The organism is Streptomyces sp. NPDC002144, from assembly GCF_053593695.1.
The window spans coordinates 16,670-43,448 of sequence record NZ_JBSFDB010000021.1; the positions used below are offsets into that span (position 1 = coordinate 16,670).

A 26,779-nucleotide genomic window follows, 5' to 3' on the forward strand; every position below is an offset into this window, starting at 1 on the left:
CCTCACCCCGCGTGGGGTGAGGCCCGTTCGCGTCAGTTGAAAGGATCGAGGGTCAGGTACGCCTGCTGCGGGTTGCCGTCCTGGACGAGCGACTCGTGGTTGCCGACGTCGTCGAAGGCGAACGCGTAGGCCTTGCCGTCGGCCATCTGCGCGTGGATCGCGCGGGCGTACTGGTTGGTCACCGCGTCCTGGTAGAAGTTCGCCGCGGAGCTGTCCGGCTGGTTGGGGTTGACCAGCAGGGTGGAGCGGTTGAAGCCCGCGCACAGGGTGCGTGAAATGGGGCCGCGCACCTGGTCGTTGGGGGCGTCGAGCAGCTTGTGGCAGCCGAAGACGCTGTCGGCGTCCGGCTTCTGGAAGCTGGTGACGACCGCGCCCGAACCGTTGGTGAAGTTCATGACGTTGCCCGAGACCCGGCCGAAGTACTTGGCGTTGGGCTGGTCGGCGAACGGTGTGACGGTCAGGGTCGTCGAAGCGTACTTCTGCCACACGCGGTTGATGTAGTCGTCCATCACGGAGGCCGGCAGCGCACCGGACTCCAGCCCGTGCCCCGGTGCCAGCGCCCGCAGCACCGTGCCGTCGGACCGGGTCTGGATCAGTCCGGCCCAGCCGCCGGACCGGCCGCGCAGATCGTTCAGGACCCCGTTGTAGCCACCCGACTTGAGGTGCCCGGTGCTCAGCGTGGTCCCGTCGGAGCGCTGCACACCCACCGCGTACGGGGCCGAGAACATGTCGACCTGCGTGCTGTTCAGCCACAGGCCGGAGTCGTTGAGCGTGTACTCGGACCAGTTGAACAGGATGTCGTGGTTGGGGTCGGTGGGGTTCTGCACCGCGGGCTGCACCAGGCCGCCGGTGGTCAGTTTGAACACCAGTTTCTGGCCGTAGGAGAAGTAGATCCGCCCGGAGAACTTGGGGATCCGGATGGTCGTGGACTGGCCGGCGGCGGGCCCGGGGATGGACGCGTCCGGTGCGGGAGTGGGCGGGTTGCCGCCGGCCGGCCATGCGTGGAAGGTGCCGTTCGCGTCCGCCCAGCCCTGCTGTCCGGTCGAGAGCAGGGTGCCGATCGTGTAGACGTAGACCGCGTCGCTCCGGCCGGAGTTGTTGGTCAGCTTCAGGGGGATCGTGGCGGGTACGGCCGCGTCGGCGGACGAGGGTGAGTGGACGGCGAGGACCGCCGCGAGCAGGGCGGCCGCCGCGGCCGGGGCCAGCAGCCGGTGAGTGAGCCTTCTGGGCACGCTCCACCTCCGTGGGGGTTCATCTGTTGTGGGGGGATGACCTGAGGGGAATGGTCCGGACCACGTTGAGAGCGCTCTCAACGTGCCACCGAGGCGCGTGCATGTCAATAAGTTGAACGGAAGACGACGGGCGGTGCCCGCGGAACGAACTCCGCGGGCAGCGCCCGTCGTTGGCCAATGGTGGTCAGAAGGTGCGGTCGAGCAGGTCGAGCAGCGCCGCCCAGTGCCGCTCGTCGCCCTCCTTGTTGTAAGCCGCCGTGTCGGCCTGGGTGTAGCCGTGGGGCGCGCCCGCGTAGACCTCGCAGCGGTGCCGTACGCCCGCCGCCGTCAGCGTCTCCTCCAGCAGCTGCTGCTGCTCGGGCGGCAGGGAGGGATCCTCGTCGGCGTGGCCGAAGTACAGCTCCGCCGTGACGCGCTCGGCCTCCAGGTGCGGGCTGTCGGGGGTGTCCGTCGCCAGCCGCCCGCCGTGGAAACCGGCCGCGGCGGCGACCCGGTCCGGATGGGCGCCGGCCGTGTACAGGACCAGTCGGGCGCCCATGCAGTAGCCGGTCACCGCGACCGGGCCGTCCGTCACCAGCGGGGAGTCCGCCAGCCACTGGAGGTAGGCGCCCGCGTCGCTCTTGGCGCGCTCGGGGGTGAGGGCCTGCATGACCGGCATGATCTGTTCGAACAGACCCGGCCGCGCGGCCGGGTCGATGAACTCGGGCAGGTCGAAGACCGGCGAACGTCCGGCCCGGTAGAAGACGTTGGGCACCAGGACCGTGTAACCGGCCTCGGCGAGCCGGTCGGCCATCGACTTCAGATGGGGGCGGAGCCCGAAGGCGTCCATGTACATCAGGACACCGGGCCGGGCGCTGCCGTCGGCGGCGTGCGCCACATAGGCGTCGGCGACGCCGTCCTCGGTGGTGATGTCAAGGGCTGTTCCCTGTACGGAGGTCATGGGGGCTGCCTCTCTGCGCGCTCGGCGGCGACCGGATGCACGGCCCGACGGGCCGGGTGCGGTCATCGTTGCACGGGCCACCTGCCGGGCCGAAAGGGCCCCCTGCCTCGGATGATGCTGAAGCTCACTCGAAGCGTGAGACGTCCCCGGCTCCCCGCCGCACGATCTGCGCCTCGCCGTCGGAGAAGTCGATGACCGTCGTCGGCTCGGTGCCGCAGTCGCCGGAGTCGACCACCGCGTCCAGCACATGGTCCAGGCGGTCCTTGATCTCCCAGCCCTGCGTCATCGGCTCCTCCTCGTCGGGCAGCAGCAGAGTGCTCGACAGCAGCGGCTCGCCCAGCTCGGCGAGGAGGGCGTGCGTGACGACATGGTCGGGGATGCGGACGCCGACCGTCTTCTTCTTCGGGTGCTGCAGCATCCGCGGCACCTCGCGCGTCGCCGGCAGGATGAACGTGTAGCTGCCGGGTGTGGACGCCTTGATCGCGCGGAAGACGTCCTTGTCGACGCGCACGAACTGGCCCAGCTGCGCGAAGTCCTGGCAGACCAGGGTGAAGTGGTGCCGGTCGTTGAGGTGGCGGATGGTGCGGATCCGGTCGATGCCGTCACGGCTGCCGAGCCGGCAGCCCAGCGCGTAGCAGGAGTCGGTCGGGTACGCGATCAGCGCGTCCGACCGGATGCTGTCCGCGATCTGGGCGATGGTGCGCGGCTGGGGGTTGTCGGGGTGCACGTCGAAGTACTTCGCCATCCGCAGAGCTTATGCCTGCCGCACCTTGGCCACGAACGCGGCGACGTTGGCGACCGTGCGCCGCACCTTCTCCTCCAACGTGATCGTCTCGTGCAGCCGGGCGCCGGGGCCCGCGTCCTTCCTGCCCCGCACGTACAGCGAACAGGCCAGGTCACTGCATATGTAGGCGCCCACCGAGTTGCCCTGCTGCCCGGCCTTGCCCGCGCGCGGGGCGACCATCAGCGAGACCCCGCCGGAGTGCGTGGTCAGGCACATCGAGCACATGCTGCGCCGCGTCTGCCAGGACCCGGCACTCGAACCGCGCAGGACGACGGCCCGCAACCGCCCCTCCAACTCGGCCACCAGATAGGCGCGATCGGGTGCCTGCGGGTCGCGCCAGCCCAGGAAGTCCAGGTCCTCCCACGGCTGCCCGGCCAGCTCCCGGGGGACGGACAGACGCTTGGCCTCGCCCTTGCTGCAGTTGACGAAGGCGGCACGGATCTCTTGCTCGGTCAGCGGCTTCATAAACGTGAGGCTAATTTGCCTAAAGCTATTAGGCAAACGCATAATCACTTCAGGCAGACCGAAGGGAAGCACATGGGACGCGTGGGCCTGACCACCGAACGCCTCGTCCGCGCGGGCGCCGAACTCGCCGACGAGGCCGGCTTCGAACAGGTCACCGTCTCCGCCCTGGCCAGACGCTTCGACGTCAAGGTCGCCAGCCTGTACTCCCACGTGAAGAGCTCCCAGGACCTCAAGACCCGCATCGCCCTGTTCGCCCTGGAGGAACTCGCCGACCTGGCCGCCGACGCCCTCGCCGGACGCTCCGGCAAGGACGCCCTGACCGCCTTCGCCAACGTCTACCGCGACTACGGCCGCGAGCACCCCGGCCGCTCGGCGGCCGCCCGGCTCCGGCTCGACCCCGAGACGGCCGCCGCCAGCGCGGGCGTACGGCACGCCCAGATGACCCGCGCCCTCCTGCGCGGCTACGACCTGCCCGAACCCGAGCAGACACACGCGGTCCGGCTGCTCGGAAGCGTCTTTCACGGGTACGTGAGTCTGGAGCTCGCCGGCGGCTTCAGCCACAGCCTCCCCGACTCCGAGGAGAGCTGGGCCCGCATGCTGGACGCCCTCGACGCGCTGCTGCGCAACTGGCCGACCCGACCGACAGGAGTCTGAGCAGATGACGAGCACCGCCGCACCCTTGATCTCCACCCCCGTCACCGCGTCCCTGCTGCGCGGCGCCCTGGAGGTCGAGCACACCGAGGACGGCGTGCTGCCCCACCGGCTGCCCGCCTGGGCCCGCGCCCAGTGCACCGACGGACAGCTCCTCATGGCGGAGTCCCAGCCCTCCGGCGTACGCCTCGTCCTCCGCAGCCGCACCCGGACCCTGGAGCTCGACGCGCGCCCCACCAAGCGCGTCTACCCCGGCCTCGCCCACCGCCCCGAGGACGGGATCTACGAGCTGTTCATCGACGGCGCGCCCTACGCGCAGGGCACCGTCACCGGCGGCAACACCCTCACCATCGACATGGCCGCCGGCACCGCCGAACTGCAGCCCGGCCCGACCGGCACGCTCCGCTTCACCGAACTGCCCGACGGCGACAAGGACATCGAGATCTGGCTGCCGCACACCGAGACCACCGAACTCATGGCCCTGCGCACCGACGCGCCGGTGGAGCCCGCCCCGTACTCGGGGCGCAGGGTCTGGCTGCACCACGGCAGTTCCATCAGCCACGGCTCCAACGCCACCACCCCCAGCACCACCTGGCCGGCGCTCGCCGCCTCCCTCGCCGGCGTCGAGCTCGTCAACCTCGGCCTCGGCGGCAGCGCCCTGCTCGATCCCTTCACCGCCCGCGCCCTGCGCGACACGCCCGCCGACCTGATCAGCGTCAAGATCGGCATCAACCTCGTCAACACCGACCTGATGCGGCTGCGTGCCTTCACCCCCGCCGTGCACGGCTTCCTCGACACCATCCGCGAAGGCCACCCCACCACACCGCTGCTGGTCGTCTCGCCGATCCTGTGCCCCATGCACGAGGACACCCCCGGCCCCACCGCCATGGACGTCAACAGCCTCGCCGCCGACCAGGTCCGCTTCCAGGCCATGGGCGACCCGGCCGAGGTCGCCGGCGGCAAGCTCACCCTGCACGTCATCCGCGACGAACTGGCCCGCATCGTCGCCCAGCGCTCGGCCGACGACCTCCACCTCCACTACCTCGACGGCCGCGAGCTCTACGGCGAGAAGGACGCCGAGGAATTCCCGCTCCCCGACGCCCTCCACCCCGACGGCCCCACCCATCGCCTCATCGCCGAGCGCTTCACGGAACTGGCCTTCGCCGCGGAGGGCCCCTTCACGGCCCGCTCCTGACGTCACGTCAGTCCGATCGTGCTCCTGCGGCCGCTGGGCACTCGTGAGGTAACGTCCCCGCGATACGCCGAGGCAGAAGCGATGCACGAGGAGAAGGGCGACATGGCAGGCCGAAGGGACGGAGGCCGTCCCGCGCAGACGACGGGTGCCGACGACGCGCTGTGGGCGCGACAACTGCTCGAACAGCTACGGCAGACCGGGCGCGACGTCCACCGGATCGTCTCCTGGCTCGCCGGAGCCGTCCACGGTTCGGCCTGTCTGCAAGGCGCCGACGGCAGCCTCGTCGCCGGAACGCCTGTGGCGCTGGACGCCGGTCTGGTGGCGGACATCGCCGCAGGACGCATCTCCTCCGCCGCCTGGGACGACACGGGCCGTCATCTGCGCCTGGTCGGGGTGGAGCAGCCCGGGTCCCCGACGGCCTGCGTCCTCGCGGTCAGCCGTGAAACGCCCTTCGACCGGCGCGCCTCCGACATCGTCGGTCACACCGCCCAGGTCCTCGAACTGGTGCTGCGGGCCCACGGGTCCACCGAGGCCGCCCACCGACTGAAACGCGCGACCTCCGATCTGCGGCTGGCGATCCTGCAGTTGCTGATGGTGGAGGACACCGTCGCCGCGCGCCGGGTCGCCGCCGGACTGTGGCCCGGCCTGCTGGACACCGACACCGCCTGCGTCTACGTCCTGGAGGGATGCGAGCAGGACCGTGACCGCATCGCCGAGGACTGCCTGGACGTGACTCGGGAACAGGCGCTGGTCGTGCGCTGCCCGGCGGTCGACGCGCACGTCATCGTCGTGGCGCCGCGCGACACCGCCGCCGTACAACTGCGCGACCTCGTCGGCCGGCGGCCCGGCATCCTGCTCGGCGGCAGCGCCCGGCAGAGCCTCGCCAGCACCGCGACCGCCTACGGACAGGCCGTCAGCGCCCTCGCCGTCGCCCGGTTCCGCCCGGACAAGCAAGCCGTGTACGCCGAACGCACCCATCCCGAGCGCCTGATGGACCCGGCCGCACTGCACGCCTGGACCGCCCGGCTGCTGCGCCCGCTCGACACCCTGGCCCATCACACCCGCGGCGAACTCCTCGCCACCACCCGCCTCGGCCTGGAGTTCACCGCCGTCAGCGCCGCGAAGATCCTCGGCGTCAGCCGCAACACCGTGCGCGCCCGCATGGAACGCGTGGAGGCACTGCTCCGCGCCGACTTCGCCGACCTCACCGTCCGCGCCGTCGTCCATCTCGCCCTCAACACCCAGGTCGGCCTGGCCCTCGACGCCGGTGAGCCCACCACACCGCATGCCCCGCTCGCCGACCTGCTGACCGGCCCTGCGCTGGGCACCTGGGCCCGGGACCTCATCGGCCGGCTCGACTCCGACACCCGCGACCTGCGCCGCACCCTGCGCACCTGGATCGCCGCCGGAGGCAACGCCGAACGCGCCGCGCAGACCCTGGGCATGCACCCGCAGACCGTCCGTGACCACGTCCGCAGCGCCGAACCGGTCCTCGAACGCCAACTCCTGGCCGCCGGCAGCGACCTGTACGAGGTCGTCCTCGCGCACCTCGCCCTCGGTGATCTGCGGACACCCGTCTTCCACGGGGCGAAACCGGACCATCCGGACTCACCTGTGCACGGGTGAGTCCTTCGGCCACGACAGCGGGCATCGACGCGGTACCGAACCGGTCGGCAGGCACGTAAGTTCGACCCCCCTAGGGGCGCGACCGGAGCGGGGGACCGGTCGGGCCCCTTTTGGCTTTTCACCGTGCGAGTGGCTTTCACCGTCCGAGCCGTGCCGAGCACGCTTGAATCGATCGTCGGAACAATCGATTCCGTCGCAAGGTCTTGATGTCGCCGTCATTTCCGTCGTACCGTCCCACTGTTCGCCCGCCACCACCCGGACCGACGCACAGAGGTGAGCCATGGACCGCCCCCGGCTTCAGGAGCTGCTGGCTCGCGAGAGCGCGGAGGCCACGCGCCGCTGCCCGCGCTCGCGGGACGCCTACGCCCGCGCCGACCACCTCTTCGGCCGGGTGCCGATGACCTGGATGAACAAGACGGCGGGCCCCTTCCCGCGCTATCTGTCCACCGCCCGCGGGGCACGCGTCACGGACATCGACGGGCACGAGTACGTCGACTTCTGCCTCGGCGACACGGGAGCGATGACCGGCCACTCGCCGGTGGCCGTGGCCGAGGCGGTCAACCGGCGCTTCACCGAGCTGGGCGGTTCCACCGCGATGCTGCCGACGCAGGACGCCGAGTGGGTCGGCGCCGAGCTGACCCGGCGCTTCGGTCTGACCCGCTGGAGCTTCTCGCTGACCGCGACGGACGCCAACCGGTGGGCGATCCGGCTCGCGAGGGCCGTCACCGGCCGATCGAAGATCCTTTTCAACAGCTACAGCTACCACGGCAGCGTGGACGAATCCCTCATCGTGGTCGGGCCGGACGGCGGGGGAGCGGCCCGGCCCGGGAACGTCGGCGCCCCCTGCGACGTGACGCTGACCAGCCGGGTCGCCGAGTTCAACGACCTGGAGCAGCTGGAGCGCGAACTCGCCCACGGCGACGTGGCCGCCGTTCTGATGGAACCGGCGCTCACCAACATCGGCATCGTGCTGCCCGAGCCCGGCTACCTGGAGGGCGTACGCGAGCTGACCCGTCGTCACGGAACCCTGCTCATCAACGACGAGACCCACACCTTCTCGGCCGGCCCCGGCGGCTGCACCGCCGCCTGGGACCTGGAGCCCGACCTGCTCACCATCGGCAAGGCGATCGGCGGCGGCATCCCGGCCGGCGCCTATGGCCTGTCCGCCGAGCTCGCCGACCGGCTCCTGGGCCGCGCCGACCTCGATCTGGTCGACATGGGTGGCGTCGGCGGCACCCTCGCCGGCAACGCCCTCTCGGTCGCCGCCATGCGCGCCACCCTCGAACTCGTCCTGACCGACGAGGCGTTCGCCCACATGGCCAAGCTCTCGGAACGCTTCGAGGCCGGCGTCCGCGCGGGCATCGACGCCCACGCCCTGCCCTGGTCCGTCAGCCGCCTGGGTGCCCGCACCGAATACCGCTTCGCCTCCCCGGCCCCGCGCACCGGCACCGAGTCGGCGGCCGCCGCCGACACCGAGCTGGAGGACTTCCTGCATCTGTACCTGGCCAACCGGGGCATCATGCTGACCCCGTTCCACAACATGGCCCTCATGTGCCCGGACACCACCGAGCAGGACGTCGACCTGCACACCGAGGTCTTCGCCGCCGCCCTGTCCGAACTGACCGCGTGAACCGGGGGCATCCGTGGACGAGATCGACCGGGCCATCCTGCGGGAACTGCAGGCCGACGGCCGGATCGCCTACGCCGACCTCGGCCCCAGGGTCGGCCTGTCCGCCTCGGCGGCACGCCAGCGTCTGCAGCGGCTGCTGGACTCCAGGGCCGTCCAGGTCGTCGGCGTCACCGACCCGATGGCCATGGGCGGCCAGGCCATGGCCCTGCTCGGCATCACCGTCGACGGTGACGTACGCGCGGTCGCCGACGAACTGGCCCGGCACCCGGAGGTCGTCTACTCGGTGCTGACCTCCGGCGGCTTCGACCTCTTCGCCGAAGTGGTCGCACCCGGCCCGCGCGAACTCCTCGACTTCGTCAACGACGTCGTACGCCCGGTCGACGGGGTCGAGCGGATCCAGTCGTTCCCGTACTTCGGCATCCACACCCACCGCTTCCTCTGGGATGTCGGCTGATTGCCCAGCGTGAGACGGGTACTCGTACGACTCCGGAACGACAACCGCTGGAGGAGGCCCGCATGACCAGCAGCACGGAGACCGGCGGCGTGACCGGTACGCCGGACAAGGACTACAACCTGATCTGGTACGTCGAGGCGTGTCTGAACAACGCCCTGCGCCTGGAGTCCTACATCCAGGACGCGGAGCGCGAGAAGGACTCCGAGGTCGCGGACCTTTTCCGCAAGGCCCAGGCGGACAGCCGCAAGGGCGCGGAACTGGGCAAGGACCTCCTGAGGGCACGTCTCAACGGCGGCTGAGTACCGCTCACGCCGGGACCCGGCACCGTGCACGCCACGGTGCCGGGCCTTTCGACGTCCGCGCACCCGGTGACGGCAGGCTCGCCTCCCGCTACCCTACTCGCCAGTAACCGGAGTGCATCCAGGAGGCGACCATGCCGCAGTTCGACGTCGACGGCGCGACCCTGACCTACGACGACGAGGGCCCCCGCGACGGCGAGCCCACGCCCCTGGTCCTCGTGCACGGCTGGACGGCGAACCGGCACCGCTGGGACCACCAGATGACCCACTTCGCCGACGCGCGCCGCGTGATCCGTCTCGACCTGCGCGGCCACGGCGACAGCACCGGGGGAGGCGTACGGACGATCGCGGAGCTGGCCCGGGACGTCCTGGCGCTGCTCGACCACCTCAAGGTCGAGCGGGCCGTCCTCGTCGGCCATTCGATGGGCGGCATGATCGCCCAGACCATCGCCCTGGACCACCCCGAGCGCGTCGAACGCCTTGTGCTGGTCAACTCCATCGGACGCATGGCCTACAGCCGGGGCCGTGGGCTGCTGATGGCGGCCTCCACCCTCGTGCCCTTCAAGCTGTTCGTCGCCGCCAACATCCAGCGCGCCTTCGCCCCGGGACATCCCCGCGAGGAGATCCGCGCCCACGTCAAGGCCTCGGCGGACACCCCGCGCGAGGTCGTCATGACCCTCTACGGCGCCATGCGTGCCTTCGACGTCCTGGACCGGGCCGGCGAGATCCAGGTGCCGACCCTGATGATCCACGGCTACCACGACATCCAGCTGCCCGTGCGCCAGATGCTGCGCATGGCCAAGGCCTACCCTGACGCGGTGGTCCGCATCATCGACGCCGGCCACGAACTGCCCGTCGAGCGGCCCGCCGAACTCACCACCGCCCTCGACCGGTTCCTGACCGCCGCGTGAGGTGATCAGCGCGCCAGCTTGGCCCTGACCCCGCCCGCGGCCACCGCCGGGCGCGCCGTCGCCCGCACCGAGCGCCGCACCAGATGTGCCTCCCGACGCAGGTCATGGGCGGCGTGCCGGCCACGCCACACCAGCGAGGGGGACCCGGCGGTGTCGTCGGCCGCGATCAGCAGTCCGCCCAACATCGAGAGGTTCTTCAGGAAGTGGATGCGCTGCTGGGCGCGCTCGTCGGGATCCTCCGCCTCCCAGAAGCGGTGCCCCGCCAGCGTGGTGGGCACCAGCGTGCCCGCGATGGCAAGCGCGGCCAGTCGCGGCAGCCGCCCGGTGCCCAGCAGCAGGCCCGCGGCCACCTGTACGGCACCGCTGAGGCGTACGGCCTGTTCGGTGCGGTCCGGCAGGGCGTCGACGCGTTCCGTGATCGGCTGGACGACGGGTTCGGCCGCGGGCGCGACCTTCTCCGGAGAGCGCAGGGAGTTCAGTCCGCCGGCCAGGAACATCGAGGCGAGCATGGGGCGGCCGACCAGTCGCAGGACACTCATGACTGTCTCCAAAATGGGTGAGGACATGGGTACGGAGACCGAACGGGTTCCCGCGCTCATGTGGTCGATGCCACGCCCTGTGACCGGTCGCAGGCATGTTCACCGGCCGTTGCCGCCCGCTACCGTTTTCCGCATATTCCCTGTCACACCCCGCAGTACGGACGGCCCCGCAGTGCTCACAGATCTCTCCCCGCTCATCGCGGCGACCGCCCAATGGCTGACCCGCGCCTATCCCTCCGGCGGCGGCGCGCTGGCCTCGGTCCTGTGCGAGGTGCAGGCACGCCAGGCCGTGACGGTCGCGGCGTGGCTGCGCTACCCGACCCCGATGGACGCCGCGCTCGTCGGCATGGCGGGCCCCGGCGGATCAGCCCGGCTGGACTGGATCGCCGGCGCGGAACCCGCCGACGACCCGGACGACGAGGACGCCCACGCCTGGCGCACCTGGGTCGACGAGGTCGTGGCGAGCTGGGCGGCAGCGCTGCTGAGCGACCCCGGCCTGGCCGCGACGGCGGTCGCCGCCCTCGCCACGGGCAGCCACACGACCGGTACGCCCGTCGAGTTCCGCCGCCTGCTCGCCCCCGACGACGCCGACCGCCGCGCCGCCGCCCTCCTGCGCCACCCCGACCTGCTCGCCCCCGTGGCAACACTCCACCAGGCCCAACTCCTGAACCGCCTCGACCCGGGCCAGGCCCTGACCGCCTGAGCGCCGACCGGACCGCTGTCCACCCGGGCGCCGGTCGGCCTCCCGGCGCCCTGAGCCTGCTCGCCCCTCGGGCCACCTCCGGCCGGGTCGGGCTTCATCGCCTGAGCGGCGACTGGGCCGTTGTTCAGCCGGGCGCCGGTGGGCCTGCCGGCGTCCTGAGCCTGCTCGTCCCCACGGGCGACCTTCGTCCGGGTCGGGCCTTCATCGCCTGAGCGGCGACCGGACCGTTGTTCAGCCGGGCGCCGGTCGGCCCGCCGGCGCCCTGAGCCTGCTCGCCCCCTCGGGCGACCTTCGGCCGGGTCGGGCTTCATCGCCTGAGCGGCGACTGGGCCGTTGTTCAGCCGGGCGCCGGTTCGCCTGCAGGGCTCCTGAGCCTGGTCGCTCTTGTCGTAGCGCTCGGGACCACCTCCGGCCGGGCCACGCCTCACCGCTTCAATGGGCCGGTTCGCCTGCTGGCCTGCTGCGTGTGCTCGCCGCTGTGGCCGGGGCAGCCGTCATTGCTTCTGCGGTGACTGGGCGGAGGGCGGCCGGGTGGCCGTTCGGTGCAAGGCCTCCCGAGCAGGGTGGCCGTTGTCAGCGCTCGGGACGGGCTCCGGCCGGGCCCAGCCCCTGTGGGCCGGGTGTCGTTCGGACGCTCAGGCTGCCGTGCCCAGCGTGTCCCGGTCGGTGACGTCGCCCTCCTCCTCGCGCACCATGACCGGCTGCGGAACCCGGCGTGTGCGCAGCAGGAGGCCGGACGCGATGGTGCCGGTGATGAGCAGACCGCCGGCGATCAGGGCGCCGCGGACCCCGGCCAGTTCCATGAGCAGGCCCAGCGCCGGCGGTCCGCCCAGGCTCCATACCGTGCCGATGCTGCCCCACACGCCCAGCACCCGGCCGCGCAGATGGACGGGCGGGTCGGTCTGCAGTACGGCGGTGCCCGCGGTGTCGGAGACGGACTCCACCACGGCCATCGGCAGCACCAGGACCATCAGCATCCCCAGCGACGGCGACAGTCCCGCCGCCACCTGCAGCAGCCCCCCGACGGCGGCCAGCACGCCCACCAGCCGCACCGACGGCCGGCGTAGCCGCCCACCGAGTATGGCCCCCACGATGCCGCCCACGGCGAGCGCCGTGGACACCGTGCCGAACGCCCCGGCCCCGCCCGCGAGCGGCCCGGTGACCAGCACCGCCAGCGTCAGCCCGTAGTTGCGGCCGAAGACCGCGCTGACGGCCGTGACACCGGCCAGCGCGACCAGCCGCGGGCGACGGGCGAAGTAGCCCAGTCCCTCCCGGACCGTCATCGCGGCAGGCTCACCCGCGGGCACCCCGACGACACGGCCGGCCCCGCGCACGGGACGCAGGAAGGGGATCACCGAGGCGACGAACAGGAACGACAGCCCGTTCGCCGCGTAGGCGGAGGCCGTGCCGAGGAAGCCGACGGCGACCCCGGCCAGGGCGGCGCCCACCAGCCGGCCCGCGCTGTGCACGAGAGCGCCCACCCCGATGGCGGAGGGAACGTCCTCGGCCGGGACGAGATCATTGCCCAGCAGGGCGCACGCGGGCCCGTCGACCGTGGCGACGACGCCGGTCACGGCGGCCAGCACCATCAGCACCGTCATGTCCAGCCGGTCCAGAGCCACCAGCACGGCCATCACGAAGGCCACGACACCCAGCAGGGCCTGGCTGACGGCGGCCGTCAGCTTCCGCGGCCAGCGGTCCACCGCCGCCCCGCCCAGCAGGCTCATCAGCAGGGCGGGCGCGGCCTGCACGGACATGGACAGTCCGGTCGCGGCGGCGGACCCGGTGATCTGCAGGACCAGCAGGTTCTGCACGGTCAGCTGCATCCACGTACCGGCGTTGGACACGAAGTTGGCGACGGACCACCAGCGCATGCTCCGGTAGCGGAGCGAGCGCCAGGGCGAGCGCGAAGGAGTGATGGAGGAAGACACAGTGCGGTACTCGAAGACGAGTCGGACGACTCAGCGAACGGACGACGAGGGAGTACCTTGCTGCGCTGCACGGGTCTCCATGAGCCGGGATACGGCGCGGCCCATGGTGGCAGAAGAGATGAGCGGGGCGGTGCGGAAGGCGTCGCCAAGGGCGAGCGGTGTCGAGCGGTGTCGATCAAGTCCGATGGGGTTCAGGGGACTTGGTGCCCGGAGTGCAGTTGCTCACAGAAGCGCTGGGTGGGGACGTGCGGGAGCCCGCCGCCTGAGGGCGACGGGCTCCTGTGTACGGGGCTGCCGGGTCAGTCGTCCATCTTGCCGCGGCCGCTGAGCGCGTCCCGCAGCCGGTCGACCAGTCCGGCCCCGGGCGCCAGCATCTTGTTGGCCGGGGGCTTGTCCGGCGCGGAGGGGTGCGGCCGGGTCGGCGCCATCTTCTTCGCCTGACGCACCTTGTCACCCAGCTTGTCCAGCGCCTCCGGGGAACACGCCGCACGCAGCCGGGGGAAGAGGTTCTCCTCCTCGTCCGCGATGTGCGAGCGGATCTCCGTCATCAGCAGGCCGATGAGCCGGTCGAACTCCCTGTGGTCCGCCTCGCAGCTCTCCAGATCCTTCATGATCTGCTCTGCCTTGGCGTGGTCCTCGAGTTCCCTGTCCGCGATGGCGTCCCCGCCGGCGACGTGCTCACGCACCGCCGGGTAGAGATAGGCCTCCTCGGCGACCGAGTGCCGTACCAGTTCCATCGTGGCCTGGTCCGCGTACACCTTGCGGTTCTTGTCGCCGGGCGGCAGTGCCTCGATCCGGCCGAAGATCTCCTCGACCTCGCGGTGATCGGTCATCAACTCGTCAATGACGTTCCCACCGTGTCCCATGCTCCTCACCTCCAGCCAGGAAGCGGCGTCTCCCCGTCCGGATCCGCCACGCACTCCGAGTGCCCTGGCCTTCGACTCGCTAACGCCCCGCCCCCTCCCTCGGCCCACGGGGTGTACGACGCGTGCTCGTTGGAACTCGCCTCCGTGAACACCGACAGGACTGACCGGGGAGGCCGAGGTGTCCGATGCCGTCGACGAGGTGCTCGGGAGGGTGGGCGGCGAGGTGGCCGTCCGGGCGGAGCGGCTGTGGCAGACGGCGCTGGCGCTGCACGCGGACCCGGAATGCTCGTTCGCGGAACACCACGCGGCCGAGCTGCTGAGCGGGGAGCTGGAACGCGAGGGCTTCACCGTCGAGCGCGATCTCGCCGGACTGCCCACCGCCTTCGCCGCCAGGGCGGGCACGGGCCCGCGTCCCGCGGTGGCCCTGCTTCTCGAGTACGACGCCCTGCCGGGCCTGGGGCACGCCTGCGGGCACAACCTGATCGCCGCGGCCGGACTCGGCGCCGCCCTCGCCGCGCGGGCCGCGCTGGGCGACGCACCCGGGACCGTGTGGGCCGTGGGGACGCCGGCGGAGGAGGGCGGCGGCGGGAAGGTCATCGAGACCGACGCCGGCGTCTTCGACGACCTCGACGCCGCGCTCATGTTCCACCCCGGGGTCCACGACTGGCAGTGGGCGCCGCTGACCGCGCAGACCCAGTACCGCGTCGGCTTCCACGGCCGCGCCGCGCACCCCACCGGAAACCCCACCGAGGGCATCGACGCGCTGGCCGCCCTCATCCAGTTGTTCAACACCCTCGCCGTCGTCGAGCGGCGGCTGCCGGCCGGCTCGCACATCCAGGGCATCGTCACCGACGGCGGGCGGGCGACGAACATCGTCCCCGAGTACGCCGAAGGCCTCTTCGGCCTGCGTGCGGCGACCACCGCCGGTCTCGAGGACCTGGCCGGTGAGCTGCTGACCTGCGCCCACGGCATCGCCCGGGCGACGGACACGACCGTGACGGTCGAACGCGCCACACCCCGCTACGAGCACTTCCGCGACAGCCGTGTGCTGTCCGCCCGCTTCGCCCACCATCTGGCCCACGCGGGCATCGAGCTCACCCCGCCCGAACCGGGTGTGTTCCTGGGCTCCTCCGACATCGGCAACGTCAGCGGCCGCGTACCCGCCATCCATCCCTTCGTGGCGATCATGACGTCGGAAGGTTCCGATCACACTCCCGAGTTCGCCACCGCGGCCTCCTCCGAGCGCGGTCGCCGGGTGATGCTCGCGGCGGCGGAGGCCCTGGCCCGCACGACGGTGGAGACGCTGCTGTCCGCCGACCTCAGGGACCGGGCGTGGAGCGAGCACGAGCTCAACGTCAGTGTGCGGGCGTGAGCCAGGGCAGGGGATCGGTGTACTGCCCGTCGATCAGCACCTCGAAGTGCAGATGCGGCCCGGTCGACAGCCCCGTGGAGCCCACCAGCCCGACCGGGGTGCCGGTCGTGACGCTCTGTCCGGCGGTGACCTGCAGCGCGGAGAGATGACTGTACGTCGTCTCCAGCCGCTTGCCTCCGATGGTGCCGTGGTCGATCACGACCCGGTTGCCGTACGCCGTGGTCATGCCGGCGAACTCCACCCGCCCGTCCCGTGCGGCGGACACCTGCGCTCCCTGCGGCGCACCGAAGTCGACCCCGGTGTGCAGCTTGGTCACCCCGGTGAGCGGGTGCTTGCGGGAGCCGAACGGGGAGGTGACGGTGAGCGTGGTGACCGGTGGCGCCAGGGCGGCGGTCGGTGCCTGGTTTGCGTTCTGCTCGGGGTTCTGCCGTACGAGCGCCTCGTACTGCGGCAGCCGGGCCTTGACCTTTTGCACGAAGTCCTGGGCCGCGGCGGGCACACGGCCCGCCTTCTCGACCGCGCCGGTCCCGGCCCGGTAGGCGGCGAGAGTGAGATCGACCAGGTCCCCGTTGACGGTTCCCTTGGTCCTCAGCGTGGTCACCTGGTGCACGAGGGAACAGTCCTGCCGCCCGAGCGCCATGATCGCGTCCACCGCGTCGTGCGGGGAGGAGCGCCCGTTGCCGTCCTCGTCGCGCCCCCAGGTGCGCCACTGCGCGTCGGTGAAGCGGGCGATGCCCTGCTGGGACAGGCTCGCGGTGTCGTCGGTCCAGCCGGACAGCTGATCGATCTGCGCGGCGAGCACGGAGGGGGTGACGACGGTGCAGGATCGGGTCGCCTTGCGCAGCCACGGCACGTAGGAGCCGTCGACCTTGCTGGTGGCGGAGTCGGCCGCGTCCGACCCCTGGGGCAGTACGGAGGACAGGCCTCCGGTGGAGGCCAGGAACACCGACACACCGGTCATCGCGACCAGCCCGGGCATGACGATCAGCAGGAAAGGACCGGGCCCCTTCCGCCGTGGACGGCTTTTCACGCTCGCGCTGTCCTGAACGACCGGAGTGTCCTGCGTCTGCTGGGGCACGCGACTCACGCTCGCAGGCTAGCCATCCCCTGACATGACGTCACCGGACGCCGGGTCAAAGGGAGTTGCCCGAAAGGGCAGGGCTGCCGCGGGGCATGCGCGGATCAGGGTTTCTTGGTCTCCGACTCCAGCGAGGCTCGGGTCGCCCTGCCGTACACGCCCGATTCGTCCTGCAGGACGAGACGGGTGAACTGGTAACTGCGGACCGCGCTCTGCACGTCGCTGTCGTAGACACCGTCGGCGTCCTGGCTGTACAGGCCCACTTGGCGCAGCCGCAGCTGGAGTTCGACCACTTCCGGACCGGTGTCGCCCGGCCGCAGGACGGGGGGCTGTCCGCTGGAGGCGCTGGGAGAGGGGGTCGCCGAGGCGGTGGCGGACGGGGTGCCTTCCGTGGGCGCCGGGTCTGTCGGGGTCGCCGTCTGGCTGGGCGTCGCGCCGGCCGACTCCGACGTCGTCGCTGACGGCGAGGCGGACGACGCGGTCGCGGACGGCTGCACGGCTGCCGCGCTCGTGGAGGTGCCGGGATCCGGCAGGGGTGCCCGGATGCCGTCCGACCGCGAGGTGTCGTGGGAGGGACCCTCGTACAACAGCCCGCCCACCGTGCCTCCCACGGCGAGGACGGCGACGGCGGCTCCCGCGAACAGGAGCCCGACGCGGCGACGCGGCACGACCGGCTCGTCGACGGACGGGAAGGGCGTTGTGGGGGTGTCGTCCTCGCCCGGCGCCGAGCTGTCCGGGGCGTCCACGGCTGACGCGTGGACGCCGTCAACTGCTGCGATGGCGTCGGGAGTTGCCGAGTCGTCGGAGTGGCCGGAGCCGCCCTCGTCCTCCAGTTCCACGAAGGGCCGGATCCGCACCGGGTCGAAATCCTCGGCGGCTGCTGCCGCCGCCGTACGGCTGTGGCGGTGGGCGTCGGAGACGCGTCGTCCGCAGGCGCAGGACGGAGTGCCGTCCGCTGCCCTGGGTGCGCCGCATAACGGGCAGACATGGGGGGTGTGTTCAGTCACGCCGGATCCCTCTCCGTGAAGAATCCAGAGTTTATTCATATGTTCAACACGCAATCTCCGGGGGTGGGAGATGGCGTGTGTCGTTCCTTTTGTCGGGAGCCGGGACCGCTCAGCTCGCGGCCGGCGCGGTGCCCGGGCGGGACGGGGCCAGGACCCAGCGCACCGCCGACGTCATCGCGGACCCCAGGGGCCGTACACACCACTCGTCGACCACCGGCAGCCGGGGCAGGCGCAGTTCGCGTGCGGCCCAGGAGGGCAGGAGGGAGACCGCGTTGGCGGCGAGCACGCCGTAGGGGAGCCGGGCGGCCAGCGGTACGGGGGGATTGAGCAGCAGGAAGCGTGCGGCCTCGCGGGCCTGCGCCGAGGCGCGCAGCTCGGGACGGTAGGCCTCGAGGACCCGCGCGAGTTCCTCGCGGTTGGTGGGCGGGTCGACGACGCCGAGTTCGGCGGCGATCCGCGCGGCGTCGGCGACGTACGCGTCACAGCCGTCCTCCGGCAGCGGCCGCGCGCCGTAGCGCTGGTGCGCGCGCAGGAAGCTGTCGACCTCGGCAGCGTGCACCCAGGCGAGCAGGTGCGGGTCGGCGGCCTGGTAGCTCTCGCCCTCGGGGGTTCTGCCGCGCACCCGCTCGTGCACCGCTCGGACCTGGGCGCACGCCTCCTGGGCGTGGGCGGCGGTGCCGAACGTGGTGGTGGCCAGGAAGGTGCTCGTCCGCTGCAGCCGGCCCCAGGGGTCCCCGCGGTAACCGGAGTGCGCCGCCACGGCCGCCATGGCCAGCGGGTGCAGGGACTGCAGGAGCAGCGCCGACAGACCGCCGATGAACATCGAGGCGTCCGAGTGCACCCGGCGTATCGGGCGTTCGGGGCCGAACCAGCGCGGGCCGGGCGTGCCATGGATCCGGGCCCGGTTGCGCGGGCCGTCCGGGCCGGCGACACGGGCGAAGAGGCCTTTGCCCAGTTGCTCACGCAGACCGAGTGCGCCGGATCCGGCGATTTTCGTCAGCACCTGGTCCTCCTCCAGATCGCCATGATCACGCCTGTCACGCCGTGCACGCGAACAGGTCCCGTCGGCTTCCTGCCCACGGGACCCGCTCACCACCCTGATGTCCTACCAGCGATACCAGCGGCCCCTGCGGCCACCATGCCCGGCGGGCCGCGCCACGAATCCCAGCAGCCACAGCACGAGAACCGCGATGGCGACCCACCACAGTGCCTTCAGGGCGAATCCGGCACCGAAAAGAACAACAGCCAGCAGCAGTACGAGAAGCAAGGGAACCATGTTTGTCTACCTCCGCCGTTTCTGGTGCCCCGGGAAAAGCGGGTCACGCACGTCAATTTCCCCTTGTTTGTTTCCGTCAACGCCGGGAATTCGGTCCGTTTCGTGGTTCCCGGCCGGGCCGTGCGAGACGCCTGGTTCAGCCCTTGGCGGCCTTCGCCGCGTCCGCCTCCGTGTCGGCGCGGGACGTGGAAAGGGTGCCGCCCGCGTTCTCCAGATGGGCGCGGACGAACCACTGGAACTGCTCGAGGTCGCGCAGCTGCTCGATGAGCAGGTCCTCCGTCGCCGGGTCGATCTCCCCGACGGTCTTGACGGCCGCGCGTACGTCCTCGATGAGGCCGGTGTAGACGACATCCAGCGCTCCCAGGTGCGCGATGGCGTCCTCGCGGCCGATCGAGTAGTCGTCCCAGGTGCGCTCCTTGACGAGGGAACCGGGCGTGCCCTGGGCGACTCCGCCGAGGGCCGCGATCCGCTCGGCGACGTCGTCCGCCATGTCGCGCACGCGGTCGACCTGCGGGTCGATCATCTGGTGCACGGCGATGAAGTGCGGTCCCACGACGTTCCAGTGCACATGCTTGAGGGTGAGGTGGAGGTCGTTGAGGGCGTGCAGCCGCAGCCGCAGGACATCGATGAGCCGGCCGGCCGCCTCGCGCTCGATACCCGGGACCGTGTACTTGGGGGTGAAAGCCTTCGCCATCTCGAAACTCCTTGTCCGTGGGGTGACGGTAGAAGTCCGGATGCCCCGCCTTCGAGTTCCCAGACCAGCGATTTCACTGTGACGGGTGCAGTTTCACCAGACGCGTGAGGCCGGAGATGGTCAGCACCGGATGCAGCAATGGCGGGGCGACCAGTTCGATACGGTCGACATGCGCGAACAGCACGTTCAGGCCCGCGCTGTCGAGGTATTCCACACCCGTCAGATCGACGAGGAGGGGACCGGATTCGGCGCCCAGCGCCTCGGCGAGCAACTCGCTGTTGCTCATGTCTATCTCGCCCTCGATGCCCAGGACGGCTCTGCCGTCGGCGGCGCGGCGGTGCGTGAGAGTCAGCTCAGTGGACATCACGGGATCCTCGTGTGCATTTCAACGGTGGTGCCGTCCGGGCCCGGCGTGATGGTGACGTCCCCGGCCAGGGCCCGCATCATGGCGATTCCCCGGCCGCGGTGGGGAGTGGAGTCAGGATCCCCCGGCTTCCAGCTTCCGGTGTCGGCGACGGTGACCCGCACGGTGTCCGTGGACGCCTCGGCGGCCAGCCGGACGTCCCCGCCCGGCGTGTCGCGGTGGCCGTGCTCGATGGCGTTGGCGCAGGCCTCGCCGGCGGCGATGAGGACGTCCTGGGCGACACGCCGGGGCATGTCGCAGCGCGTGAGCCAGTCGCGCAGCGCGTGGCGCGCGAGGGCGAGCCGGCCGGACTCGGCGGGGAAGTACACCCGCAGCGGGGCGGGATGGCGGTAGAGCAGCAGGGCGACGTCGTCCTCGTAGCCGCCCTCGGGGGCCAGCTCGGCCATGACGTGGTCGGCCAGCCCACGCACGTCCATCCGGCGGCCTGCGTGCAGCGCTTCGGCGGCTCGCTGGATGCCCGTGTCGAGCGGCTGGCGCCGGCGTTCGACGAGGCCGTCGGTGTACAGCAGGAGTGAGGAGCGGCCCGGCAGTCGGCAGACGTCCTCGGGGCGCTGGAGACCGGGACGGATGGCCAGCGGCAGGGCGTGCCCGCGGTCGAGGAGGCGGGTGCCGCCGTCCGGCAGGGCGAGCACGCTCGGCGGGTGGCCGGCGCTCGAATAGGTCAGGCTGCCGGTCATCGGGTCCAGCACGGCGCAGAAGACGGTCGTGCACAGGGCACCGGGGATGCCCTTGGCGAAGTGGTCGAGCGCCATGAGGGTGCGCGCCGGGCTGGGGTCCTGCAGGAACAGCGCCCGGCAGGCGCTGCGCAACTGTCCCATGACGGTGGCCGCGCGCAGCCCGCGCCCGACGCAGTCGCCGACCACGATGCCGATCCGGTCGTCCGGCAGCGCGATGACGTCGTACCAGTCGCCGCCGATCTCCAGGGGAGGAGTGGCCGGCTCGTAACGCACGGCGAAGCCCTCGGGCAGCTGGGCCGGGCCGAGGATGGCGCGCTGCAGGGCGAGTGCCGTCTCGCGCTGCTGGTCGATCTGGTGGGCGCGGGTCAGGGCCTGGGCCAGGTGACCGGCGAGCAGTGCCAGCAGCAGCTCGTCCTCGCTGCCGAAGCGGCGGGCGGGACCCAGCTCGATCCACAGGGCCATGGGCCCTTCGGGGTGTTCGAGGAGGATGCCGGCGCCGGTGTCCTCACGCAGCGGGGCGAGGGGCGGTCGCCGGCGGAGCCCGGAGATGGCCTGCTGCCGGTCGGGCGGGATGTCGGACCAGGTGCGTGGGGCGGTGGCCGTGACGCGTGGGGCGGCGCCCGCGGTGAAGACGGCCGACAGGACGTTCTCGGCGCGCCACACGCGCCGGAACAGGTCCAACACCGTGCTGAGCGCCTCGTGCACACCGGTCGTCCCGGCCAGCCGGGTGCTGAGCGCGGCCAGAGCGCTCTCCCGTTGGGCGGCCCGGCGTTCGGCCGTGATGTCGCGCAGCGTGCCCACGATCATCCGGCGTCCGCTGTCGGGGTCGCGGGCGTCGTTGAAGGAGGCTCTGACCCACAGCCGGTGTCCGTCGGCGTGGGTGAGGGGCAGGGTGTGGTTGCCGCATCCGCGCCCGAGGAGGTCGGCGAAGGCGTCGGCGACCGTGCGATGGGCCTCGGGGTCGGTGGCGGCGTCGGGCCACCAGGGGTGCGGCAGGGCGGAGGGAAGGCTGTCGGTGCCGTGGCCGAGCATGCCGGTGAAGGCGGTGTTGATCTCCAGAACGCTCCCGTCCTCGTCCATGACGAGCAGCGCTTCCTGCAGTGAGTTCACCAGCGCGGTGCGCCAGCGCACGTGATGGGTGCGCAGGCGGGCCAGCTCCACATTCGCCCGTACCCGGGCGAGGAGTTCGGCCGCGGCGAAGGGCTTGACGAGATAGTCGTCCGCGCCCGCCGCCAGTCCCTCGATGGAGGCCTCCTGGCCGGCGCGGGCGGACAGCAGCAGCACGGGTACCGAGGCGGTACGGGTGTCCGCGCGCAGGGCGCCCAGCAGCGCGAGCCCGTCCATCAGCGGCATCATCACATCGCTGATGATCAGGTCCGGAGCATGCGTGCGGGCCGACGACAGAGCCTCCAGGCCGTTGCTGACGGCCTCCGCCGCGTACCCCGCGCCGGTGAGGAGGCGGACCAGGTACGCGCGCATGTCGGTGTTGTCGTCGGCCACCAGTACCCGGGCGCGCAGTGGCGGGGCCGCTACGGCGGACGGCGAGGGGGCGTCGGGGGAGGCTCTGTCCCGTACGGCGGTGCCGCTGTCGGCGGGCAACCAGCGCAGCGCCTCCTGCACGTACGGCACGGCGGTGTCCGAGGCGGCTCGTGCCGCGGCGGACTCCCGGACGGAGTCGGCGGGCAGATGCGCGGTTCCGAACGGCAGCCGGATGGTGAAGCAGGTGCCCCGGTCGGGGACGCTGTCGGCGGTGATGACCCCCCCGTGCTGCGCGACGAGTTCCCGGACGAGGGCCAGGCCGATGCCGCTGCCCTCGTGGGAGCGGGCGCGGACGCCGTTGATGCGGTGGAAACGTTCGAACAGGTGCGGCATCTCGTGTGCGGGGATGCCGACGCCGGTGTCGCGGACGGTGACGACCGCCTCGTTCTCCTCCTCGCGGACGGTGACCGCGATCGAGCCGTGGAAGGTGAACTTCAGCGCGTTGCTCAGCAGGTTCAGGATCACCTTCTCCCACATGTCCCGGTCGACGTGGACCCGCCGGTCCAGCGCGGGGCAGTCGACGACGAGGTCGAGTCCGGCACGGTCGACGGCGGAGCGGAAGACGCTGGCCAGTTCGGCCGTCACCGCCGACAGATCCACCGGCTCGTAACCGGCCTGCATCCGGCCGGCCTCGATGCGGGAGAAGTCCAGCAGGGTGTTGACCAGCTTTCCCAGCCGCTGGGCGTTGCGGTGGACGGCCTCGAGCTCCTGCCGCACACGCGGGTCTGAGCCGTCGAGCCGCTCGCGCAGTTCATCGACCGGCCCGGAGATCAGCGCGAGCGGGGTGCGGAACTCGTGGCTGATGTTGGAGAAGAAGGCGGTCTTGGCGCGGTCGAGCTCGGCCAGTTCCTCCGCCCGCCGCTGCTGCGCACGGTAGCTGCGGGCCGAGCCGATTCCGGTGGCGATGTGTCCGGCGACGAGCTCGACGAATCCGCGGTAGCCCTCGTCGAGGGTGCGGTAGCGGTTCAGCCCGGCGACGAAGAAGCCGTACGGCTCACCGCCCTGCTGCACCAGCGGCACCACCAGGGCCTGCAGCGGCGGCTGCCGCCAGACGCCGGTGGGCAGACCGGGCACGGCGTCGAGCGGGACGCACACGGAGGCGGTGTCCGTCAGGGCCGCGAGCGGCCAAGGGCCGGAGGCGTCCTTGGGCGACAGCAGTTCCGGGGCGGCGGGATGGCCGGCCGGTATGCCCGTGGCGGCGGCCAGACGCGCGCCGTCCTCCGCCAGGAGGTAGGTCAGGGTGAAGGGCAGATCCTCCTGGTCGCCATCGAGTTGCCGGCACAGGAACGCGAGCGTCTCGGCCTCGGTGCGCACGACGTCCGCAGCGGAGCCGAGATCGCGCAGGGTGGCCATCCGCCGGGCCCCGACGACGCGTTCGGTGTCCTCACTGACCACGCACAGCATGCCCACCACGGTGCCGGTGTCGTCGCGCAGCGGACTGTAGGAGAACGTGTGATACGTCTCCTCGCGATAGCCCGACCGTTCCAGGAACAGTTGCAGGGCCTCGTCCCAGGTGGCCTCTCCCGTGGTAAGGACCTGGTCGATGCGGGGTCCCACGTCGGGCCAGATCTCCGACCAGACCTCACTGGCCGGACGGCCCAGCGCCCAGGGGTACTTGCGCCCCAGCGTGTCGCGTCGGTAGGCGGCGTTGCAGAAGAAGGTGAGGTCCGGTCCCCAGGCCATCCACATGGAGAACCGCGACGACAGCAGGATGTCCACCGCCGTCAGCAGGCTCTGCGGCCACCGGGACGGCGGCCCGAGCGGCGTGGCCGACCACTCCACGGCGGCCAGGTCCGCGCCCATGACGGGATCGGCGGCGAAGGCCTCGGGCCAGGCCGCGTGCTGAGGGTCGTCTGCACTGTTGTCCGCGTGGGCCACCGGATTCCCGCTTCTCGTCCTCGTCGACTCGGAGCTCCGCCTTCTGTTCCGCCGCGACCCTCTCGGCGGATGCACCGCCCGCGAAACGGGGCTAGGCCACCCGGACACCCACGATGCAGGTGTCGTCGTCGGTGTCGGACCGGCTGTAGGTCAGCAGCCGGTCCAACTGCTGGTCGAGCGTGGGCGGGACCGTGCGGGCCGCCGTCAGCAGCTGCGCCAGGGACTCCTCCACGGAGCGGTCGCGGCGCTCGATCAGACCGTCGGTGTACATCAGCAGGGTGTCGTCCACCGCCAGCTGGACCTCGTGCTCCTCATACCCCGCTTCCGGCACGGCACCCAGCAGCATCCCCTTGACCAGGGGCAGCGCAGCGGCCTCGCCGACGCGCACCAGGACGGGCGGCAGATGACCCGCCCGGGCCCAGCGCAGGGTGCGCCGCTCGGGATCGTAGAGACCGCAGACCGCGGTGGCGGTGACGGCGCCGTTGAGATGGTGGGCCACCATGTTCAGCCAGGCCAGCAGCTGTCCCGGCCCGGCGCCCGTCACGGCCAGTCCGCGCAGCGCGTTGCGCAGGACGACCATGCTGGTGGCCGCCTCGATGCCGTGTCCGGCGACGTCGCCCACGCACAGCAGCACCAGCCCGGAGGGCAGCACGACCGCGTCGTACCAGTCGCCGCCGACGAGGTTCTGCGTCTCGGCGGGGCGATAGCGCACGGCCACCCGCAGGCCGGGAGCCTCCAGCGGCGCCTGCGCGGGCGGCATGATCGCGTGCTGCAGCTGGAGGGTGAGCCGGGCGCGTTCGCTGGCCTGCTGCTCGGTGTGGACGAGCTGGTCGCGGGTGGCGGCCAGGGCGACCTCCGTCCAGTGCTGGGCGGAGATGTCCTGGTAGGCGCCCCGGACGACGAACAGGCGGCCGTCGGAGTCCAGCACCGGCTCGGCCACCACGCGGATGTGCCGGGTGACGCCGTCGGGCCGCTGCAGCCGGAACGCGGTGGACGCCGGCCGGCGATGGTGCAGCAGGGTGCGCAGGAACCGGCCGATGGCGACGGCGTCGTCGGGGTGGGCGTGGGCGGGCAGGTCCTCCAAGGGGACCGGGCCGCTGGAGTCGGGCTTGCCGTAGAGGCTGTAGAGCTGGCCGTTCCAGGTGATCTCGCCGGTGAGGAGGTTCTCCTCGAAGCCGCCGATGCGGCCCAGTCGCTGGGCGTGCTGGAGCAGGCTCGCCAGCCGGGCCGTCTCGTCCTCTATGCGCCAGATCAGCAGGACACTGCCACCGTGCCGGGTGATGTTGATGTCGGCGACGGCGGCCAGCGGGACGTCGTCCACCAGCGCGGTCAGCCGCATGCGATGGGTGCGGTACGGCTCACCGGTGGCGTAGACCCGTTCCACCTGCTCGAACAGCTCGCTGTGGCCGGCGGCCATGGGGTAGGCCTCCAGCAGCAGCGCACCGCTGACGACGCCCCGCGGCCGGCCGGCGGGGTCGAGGAAACGGCTGTTGACGTGCTGGATGCGGAAGTCGACGAGGTCGCCGCCGGCGTCCAGGTACGGCACGAGCACCAGGGCCGGGTCGTGCAGTCCGTCGGCGAGGTCCATCAGTTCGGCCACGTCCGGCAGGATCCGGGGCTTGTGGTCGTCCTCCGGGTGCTGGTGGGCGGAGGTCTCCAGGGTGTGCGCGCACAGTTCGCCGAGCGCCTCGATCTGCCGGACGATCTGCGGCGGCTGCGGCTCCAGCGGCGCCGGCCAGACGATCTCCAGTACGCCGTGGATCCGGCCGCCCGCTCCGGCGGGTACGGCGACGCGGCCGCCGTCCGGATACTGGTACTGGCCGAGGGAGGGCAGACCGGTCTTGGACAGGGAGGCGATCCACTGGTCCTCGCGGTCGCCGAGCCCGCGCCGCGCCACCGTCGCCACCCCCGGCGGCACGTACCGCCAGCGTTCCGCCTCGGCGGCGGAGAATCCGGCGCTGCCGGCCAGGGTGAGCGCGCCGTCGGGGCTCAGCGCCCAGATGGCCACCGCCACCGCGCCCAGCGGCATGAGGGCGTGGTCCAGCAGGGAGTCGGCCACGGCCTGGGCGTCGCGGGCGGCCAGCGCACCGCTCTCGGCGGCCCGCAGCCGTACGGCGGAGGAACCGTCGCCGTCCGCGCGGCCGGTCGCCGCGGCCAGGAAGGCCGTGGTGACCTCGGAGAGCCGGTCGCGCGAGGCCTGGTTGATGACGTCCACGGCGAACTCCAGCGGGGTCACGCCCGCCTGTTCGGCCAGCTCCTCCAGCTGCCGCGCCGCCTGTGTGGGCCCACAGCCCAGCCGTTCCACCAGGATGCCCTTGGCCAGTTCGACCAGGGCGCGCCCGTCCGCCTCGGCCTGGGCGGCCCGCACTTCCTGCCGCAGCCGTTCCACGGTCGCGGCCAGCCGGCCGACGGGGGAGGTGTGCCCGTCCTTCCCGGTCGTCGTCGTGCCGGGCGCCTCCGCGCCGGTGCGGGCGGCGGGCACCACGGTCCCCGGATCGGAGCCGGCGAGGTCGATGCCCGGGGCGGAGGGTGCCGGCTGGCCGCCCGTGCCGGAGGCGCTGCCGTCCGGCACGGGCGGCTGGTGGAGATTGCTCACGGTTGACCTGTT

General features: G+C 71.9%; 24 protein-coding genes. 9 read left to right on the forward strand and 15 right to left on the reverse strand.

All coding sequences use genetic code 11. The features are described from left to right. Positions 1–32: 32 nt before the first annotated feature. From ACWCQ1_RS28530 to ACWCQ1_RS28545, 4 genes are all read right to left on the reverse strand, one after another. On the reverse strand, positions 33–1,232 hold the full coding sequence (locus tag ACWCQ1_RS28530; RefSeq protein ID WP_451027670.1) for a glycoside hydrolase family 64 protein: 1,200 nt from the start codon (positions 1,230–1,232) through the stop codon (positions 33–35). 184 nt (positions 1,233–1,416) lie between these two features. Further along, entirely contained in the window at positions 1,417–2,172 is a 756-nt protein-coding gene (locus tag ACWCQ1_RS28535) for a dienelactone hydrolase family protein (RefSeq protein WP_451027671.1), read from the reverse strand. Between the two features lie 124 nt (positions 2,173–2,296). Then, positions 2,297–2,917 carry an L-threonylcarbamoyladenylate synthase gene (locus ACWCQ1_RS28540; RefSeq protein WP_165954785.1) on the reverse strand — a complete coding sequence of 207 codons (621 nt, stop codon included), beginning with the start codon at positions 2,915–2,917 and terminating at the stop codon, positions 2,297–2,299. A 9-nt stretch (positions 2,918–2,926) separates the two neighbouring features. Continuing rightward, positions 2,927–3,421, reverse strand: a complete 495-nt coding sequence (locus ACWCQ1_RS28545; RefSeq protein WP_133042575.1) for an FBP domain-containing protein — start codon at positions 3,419–3,421, stop codon at positions 2,927–2,929. Between the two features lie 72 nt (positions 3,422–3,493). Here ACWCQ1_RS28545 and ACWCQ1_RS28550 point away from each other — a divergent pair, with 72 nt between their 5' ends. The 7 genes from ACWCQ1_RS28550 to ACWCQ1_RS28580 all read left to right on the forward strand — a co-directional run bounded on the left by ACWCQ1_RS28550 (position 3,494) and on the right by ACWCQ1_RS28580 (position 10,187). Next, on the forward strand, positions 3,494–4,075 hold the full coding sequence (locus ACWCQ1_RS28550) for a TetR/AcrR family transcriptional regulator (protein ID WP_133042574.1): 582 nt from the start codon (positions 3,494–3,496) through the stop codon (positions 4,073–4,075). 4 nt (positions 4,076–4,079) lie between these two features. Next, entirely contained in the window at positions 4,080–5,267 is a 1,188-nt protein-coding gene (locus ACWCQ1_RS28555) for a GDSL-type esterase/lipase family protein (RefSeq protein WP_451027672.1), read from the forward strand. Between the two features lie 102 nt (positions 5,268–5,369). Then, positions 5,370–6,893 carry a helix-turn-helix domain-containing protein gene (locus tag ACWCQ1_RS28560; protein ID WP_358601483.1) on the forward strand — a complete coding sequence of 508 codons (1,524 nt, stop codon included), beginning with the start codon at positions 5,370–5,372 and terminating at the stop codon, positions 6,891–6,893. 280 nt (positions 6,894–7,173) lie between these two features. Next, the gene (locus ACWCQ1_RS28565; protein WP_358601480.1) at positions 7,174–8,523 is read left to right on the forward strand and encodes a transaminase; all 1,350 of its coding nucleotides are present in this window, start codon (positions 7,174–7,176) and stop codon (positions 8,521–8,523) included. Between the two features lie 13 nt (positions 8,524–8,536). Next, complete coding sequence (locus ACWCQ1_RS28570; RefSeq protein ID WP_133042570.1) at positions 8,537–8,977, forward strand: Lrp/AsnC family transcriptional regulator; 441 nt, start codon at positions 8,537–8,539, stop codon at positions 8,975–8,977. A 62-nt stretch (positions 8,978–9,039) separates the two neighbouring features. Next, positions 9,040–9,276 (forward strand): hypothetical protein, encoded by a 237-nt coding sequence (locus ACWCQ1_RS28575; RefSeq protein WP_133042569.1) that lies wholly within the window; start codon positions 9,040–9,042, stop codon positions 9,274–9,276. 134 nt (positions 9,277–9,410) lie between these two features. Further along, positions 9,411–10,187: an alpha/beta fold hydrolase gene (locus tag ACWCQ1_RS28580; RefSeq protein ID WP_451027673.1), complete on the forward strand. Its 777-nt coding sequence runs from the start codon at positions 9,411–9,413 to the stop codon at positions 10,185–10,187. A gap of 5 nt (positions 10,188–10,192) precedes the next feature. Here ACWCQ1_RS28580 and ACWCQ1_RS28585 read toward each other — a convergent pair whose 3' ends face one another. Next, positions 10,193–10,726 carry a DoxX family protein gene (locus tag ACWCQ1_RS28585; RefSeq protein WP_133042567.1) on the reverse strand — a complete coding sequence of 178 codons (534 nt, stop codon included), beginning with the start codon at positions 10,724–10,726 and terminating at the stop codon, positions 10,193–10,195. Between the two features lie 172 nt (positions 10,727–10,898). Here ACWCQ1_RS28585 and ACWCQ1_RS28590 point away from each other — a divergent pair, with 172 nt between their 5' ends. After that, positions 10,899–11,429 (forward strand): hypothetical protein, encoded by a 531-nt coding sequence (locus tag ACWCQ1_RS28590; RefSeq protein WP_133042566.1) that lies wholly within the window; start codon positions 10,899–10,901, stop codon positions 11,427–11,429. Positions 11,430–12,064: 635 nt separating this feature from the next. Here the strand turns inward: ACWCQ1_RS28590 and ACWCQ1_RS28595 are convergent. Further along, positions 12,065–13,303 (reverse strand): MFS transporter, encoded by a 1,239-nt coding sequence (locus tag ACWCQ1_RS28595; RefSeq protein WP_358601472.1) that lies wholly within the window; start codon positions 13,301–13,303, stop codon positions 12,065–12,067. Between the two features lie 356 nt (positions 13,304–13,659). Then, positions 13,660–14,226 (reverse strand): hemerythrin domain-containing protein, encoded by a 567-nt coding sequence (locus ACWCQ1_RS28600; protein WP_133042564.1) that lies wholly within the window; start codon positions 14,224–14,226, stop codon positions 13,660–13,662. Positions 14,227–14,404: 178 nt separating this feature from the next. Between ACWCQ1_RS28600 and ACWCQ1_RS28605 the strand changes: the two genes are divergently transcribed. Beyond that, positions 14,405–15,598: an amidohydrolase gene (locus ACWCQ1_RS28605; RefSeq protein WP_451027674.1), complete on the forward strand. Its 1,194-nt coding sequence runs from the start codon at positions 14,405–14,407 to the stop codon at positions 15,596–15,598. Here ACWCQ1_RS28605 and ACWCQ1_RS28610 read toward each other — a convergent pair. From ACWCQ1_RS28610 to ACWCQ1_RS28645, 8 genes are all read right to left on the reverse strand, one after another. Beyond that, positions 15,582–16,577 (reverse strand): M23 family metallopeptidase, encoded by a 996-nt coding sequence (locus ACWCQ1_RS28610; RefSeq protein ID WP_451027735.1) that lies wholly within the window; start codon positions 16,575–16,577, stop codon positions 15,582–15,584. The two genes, ACWCQ1_RS28605 and ACWCQ1_RS28610, sit on opposite strands and share 17 nt — an antisense overlap. Positions 16,578–16,780: 203 nt before the next feature. Next, the gene (locus tag ACWCQ1_RS28615) at positions 16,781–17,683 is read right to left on the reverse strand and encodes a peptidoglycan-binding domain-containing protein (protein WP_358601468.1); all 903 of its coding nucleotides are present in this window, start codon (positions 17,681–17,683) and stop codon (positions 16,781–16,783) included. A 109-nt stretch (positions 17,684–17,792) separates the two neighbouring features. Further along, positions 17,793–18,686 (reverse strand): oxygenase MpaB family protein, encoded by an 894-nt coding sequence (locus ACWCQ1_RS28620; protein WP_451027675.1) that lies wholly within the window; start codon positions 18,684–18,686, stop codon positions 17,793–17,795. A 102-nt stretch (positions 18,687–18,788) separates the two neighbouring features. Further along, positions 18,789–18,959, reverse strand: coding sequence for a hydrophobic protein (locus ACWCQ1_RS28625; RefSeq protein WP_133042561.1), 171 nt, complete (start codon positions 18,957–18,959; stop codon positions 18,789–18,791). Positions 18,960–19,095: 136 nt separating this feature from the next. Continuing rightward, on the reverse strand, positions 19,096–19,653 hold the full coding sequence (locus ACWCQ1_RS28630) for a Dps family protein (RefSeq protein ID WP_133042560.1): 558 nt from the start codon (positions 19,651–19,653) through the stop codon (positions 19,096–19,098). Positions 19,654–19,726: 73 nt separating this feature from the next. After that, on the reverse strand, positions 19,727–20,017 hold the full coding sequence (locus ACWCQ1_RS28635) for an STAS domain-containing protein (RefSeq protein ID WP_358601460.1): 291 nt from the start codon (positions 20,015–20,017) through the stop codon (positions 19,727–19,729). Next, a complete protein-coding gene (locus ACWCQ1_RS28640) occupies positions 20,017–24,171 on the reverse strand; it encodes a SpoIIE family protein phosphatase (protein ID WP_451027676.1) in 4,155 nt (1,384 codons plus the stop codon). The genes ACWCQ1_RS28635 and ACWCQ1_RS28640 overlap by 1 nt, the downstream gene beginning before the upstream one ends. A 91-nt stretch (positions 24,172–24,262) precedes the next feature. Beyond that, positions 24,263–26,767, reverse strand: a complete 2,505-nt coding sequence (locus ACWCQ1_RS28645; protein ID WP_451027677.1) for a SpoIIE family protein phosphatase — start codon at positions 26,765–26,767, stop codon at positions 24,263–24,265. Between the last annotated feature and the right edge of the window lie 12 nt (positions 26,768–26,779).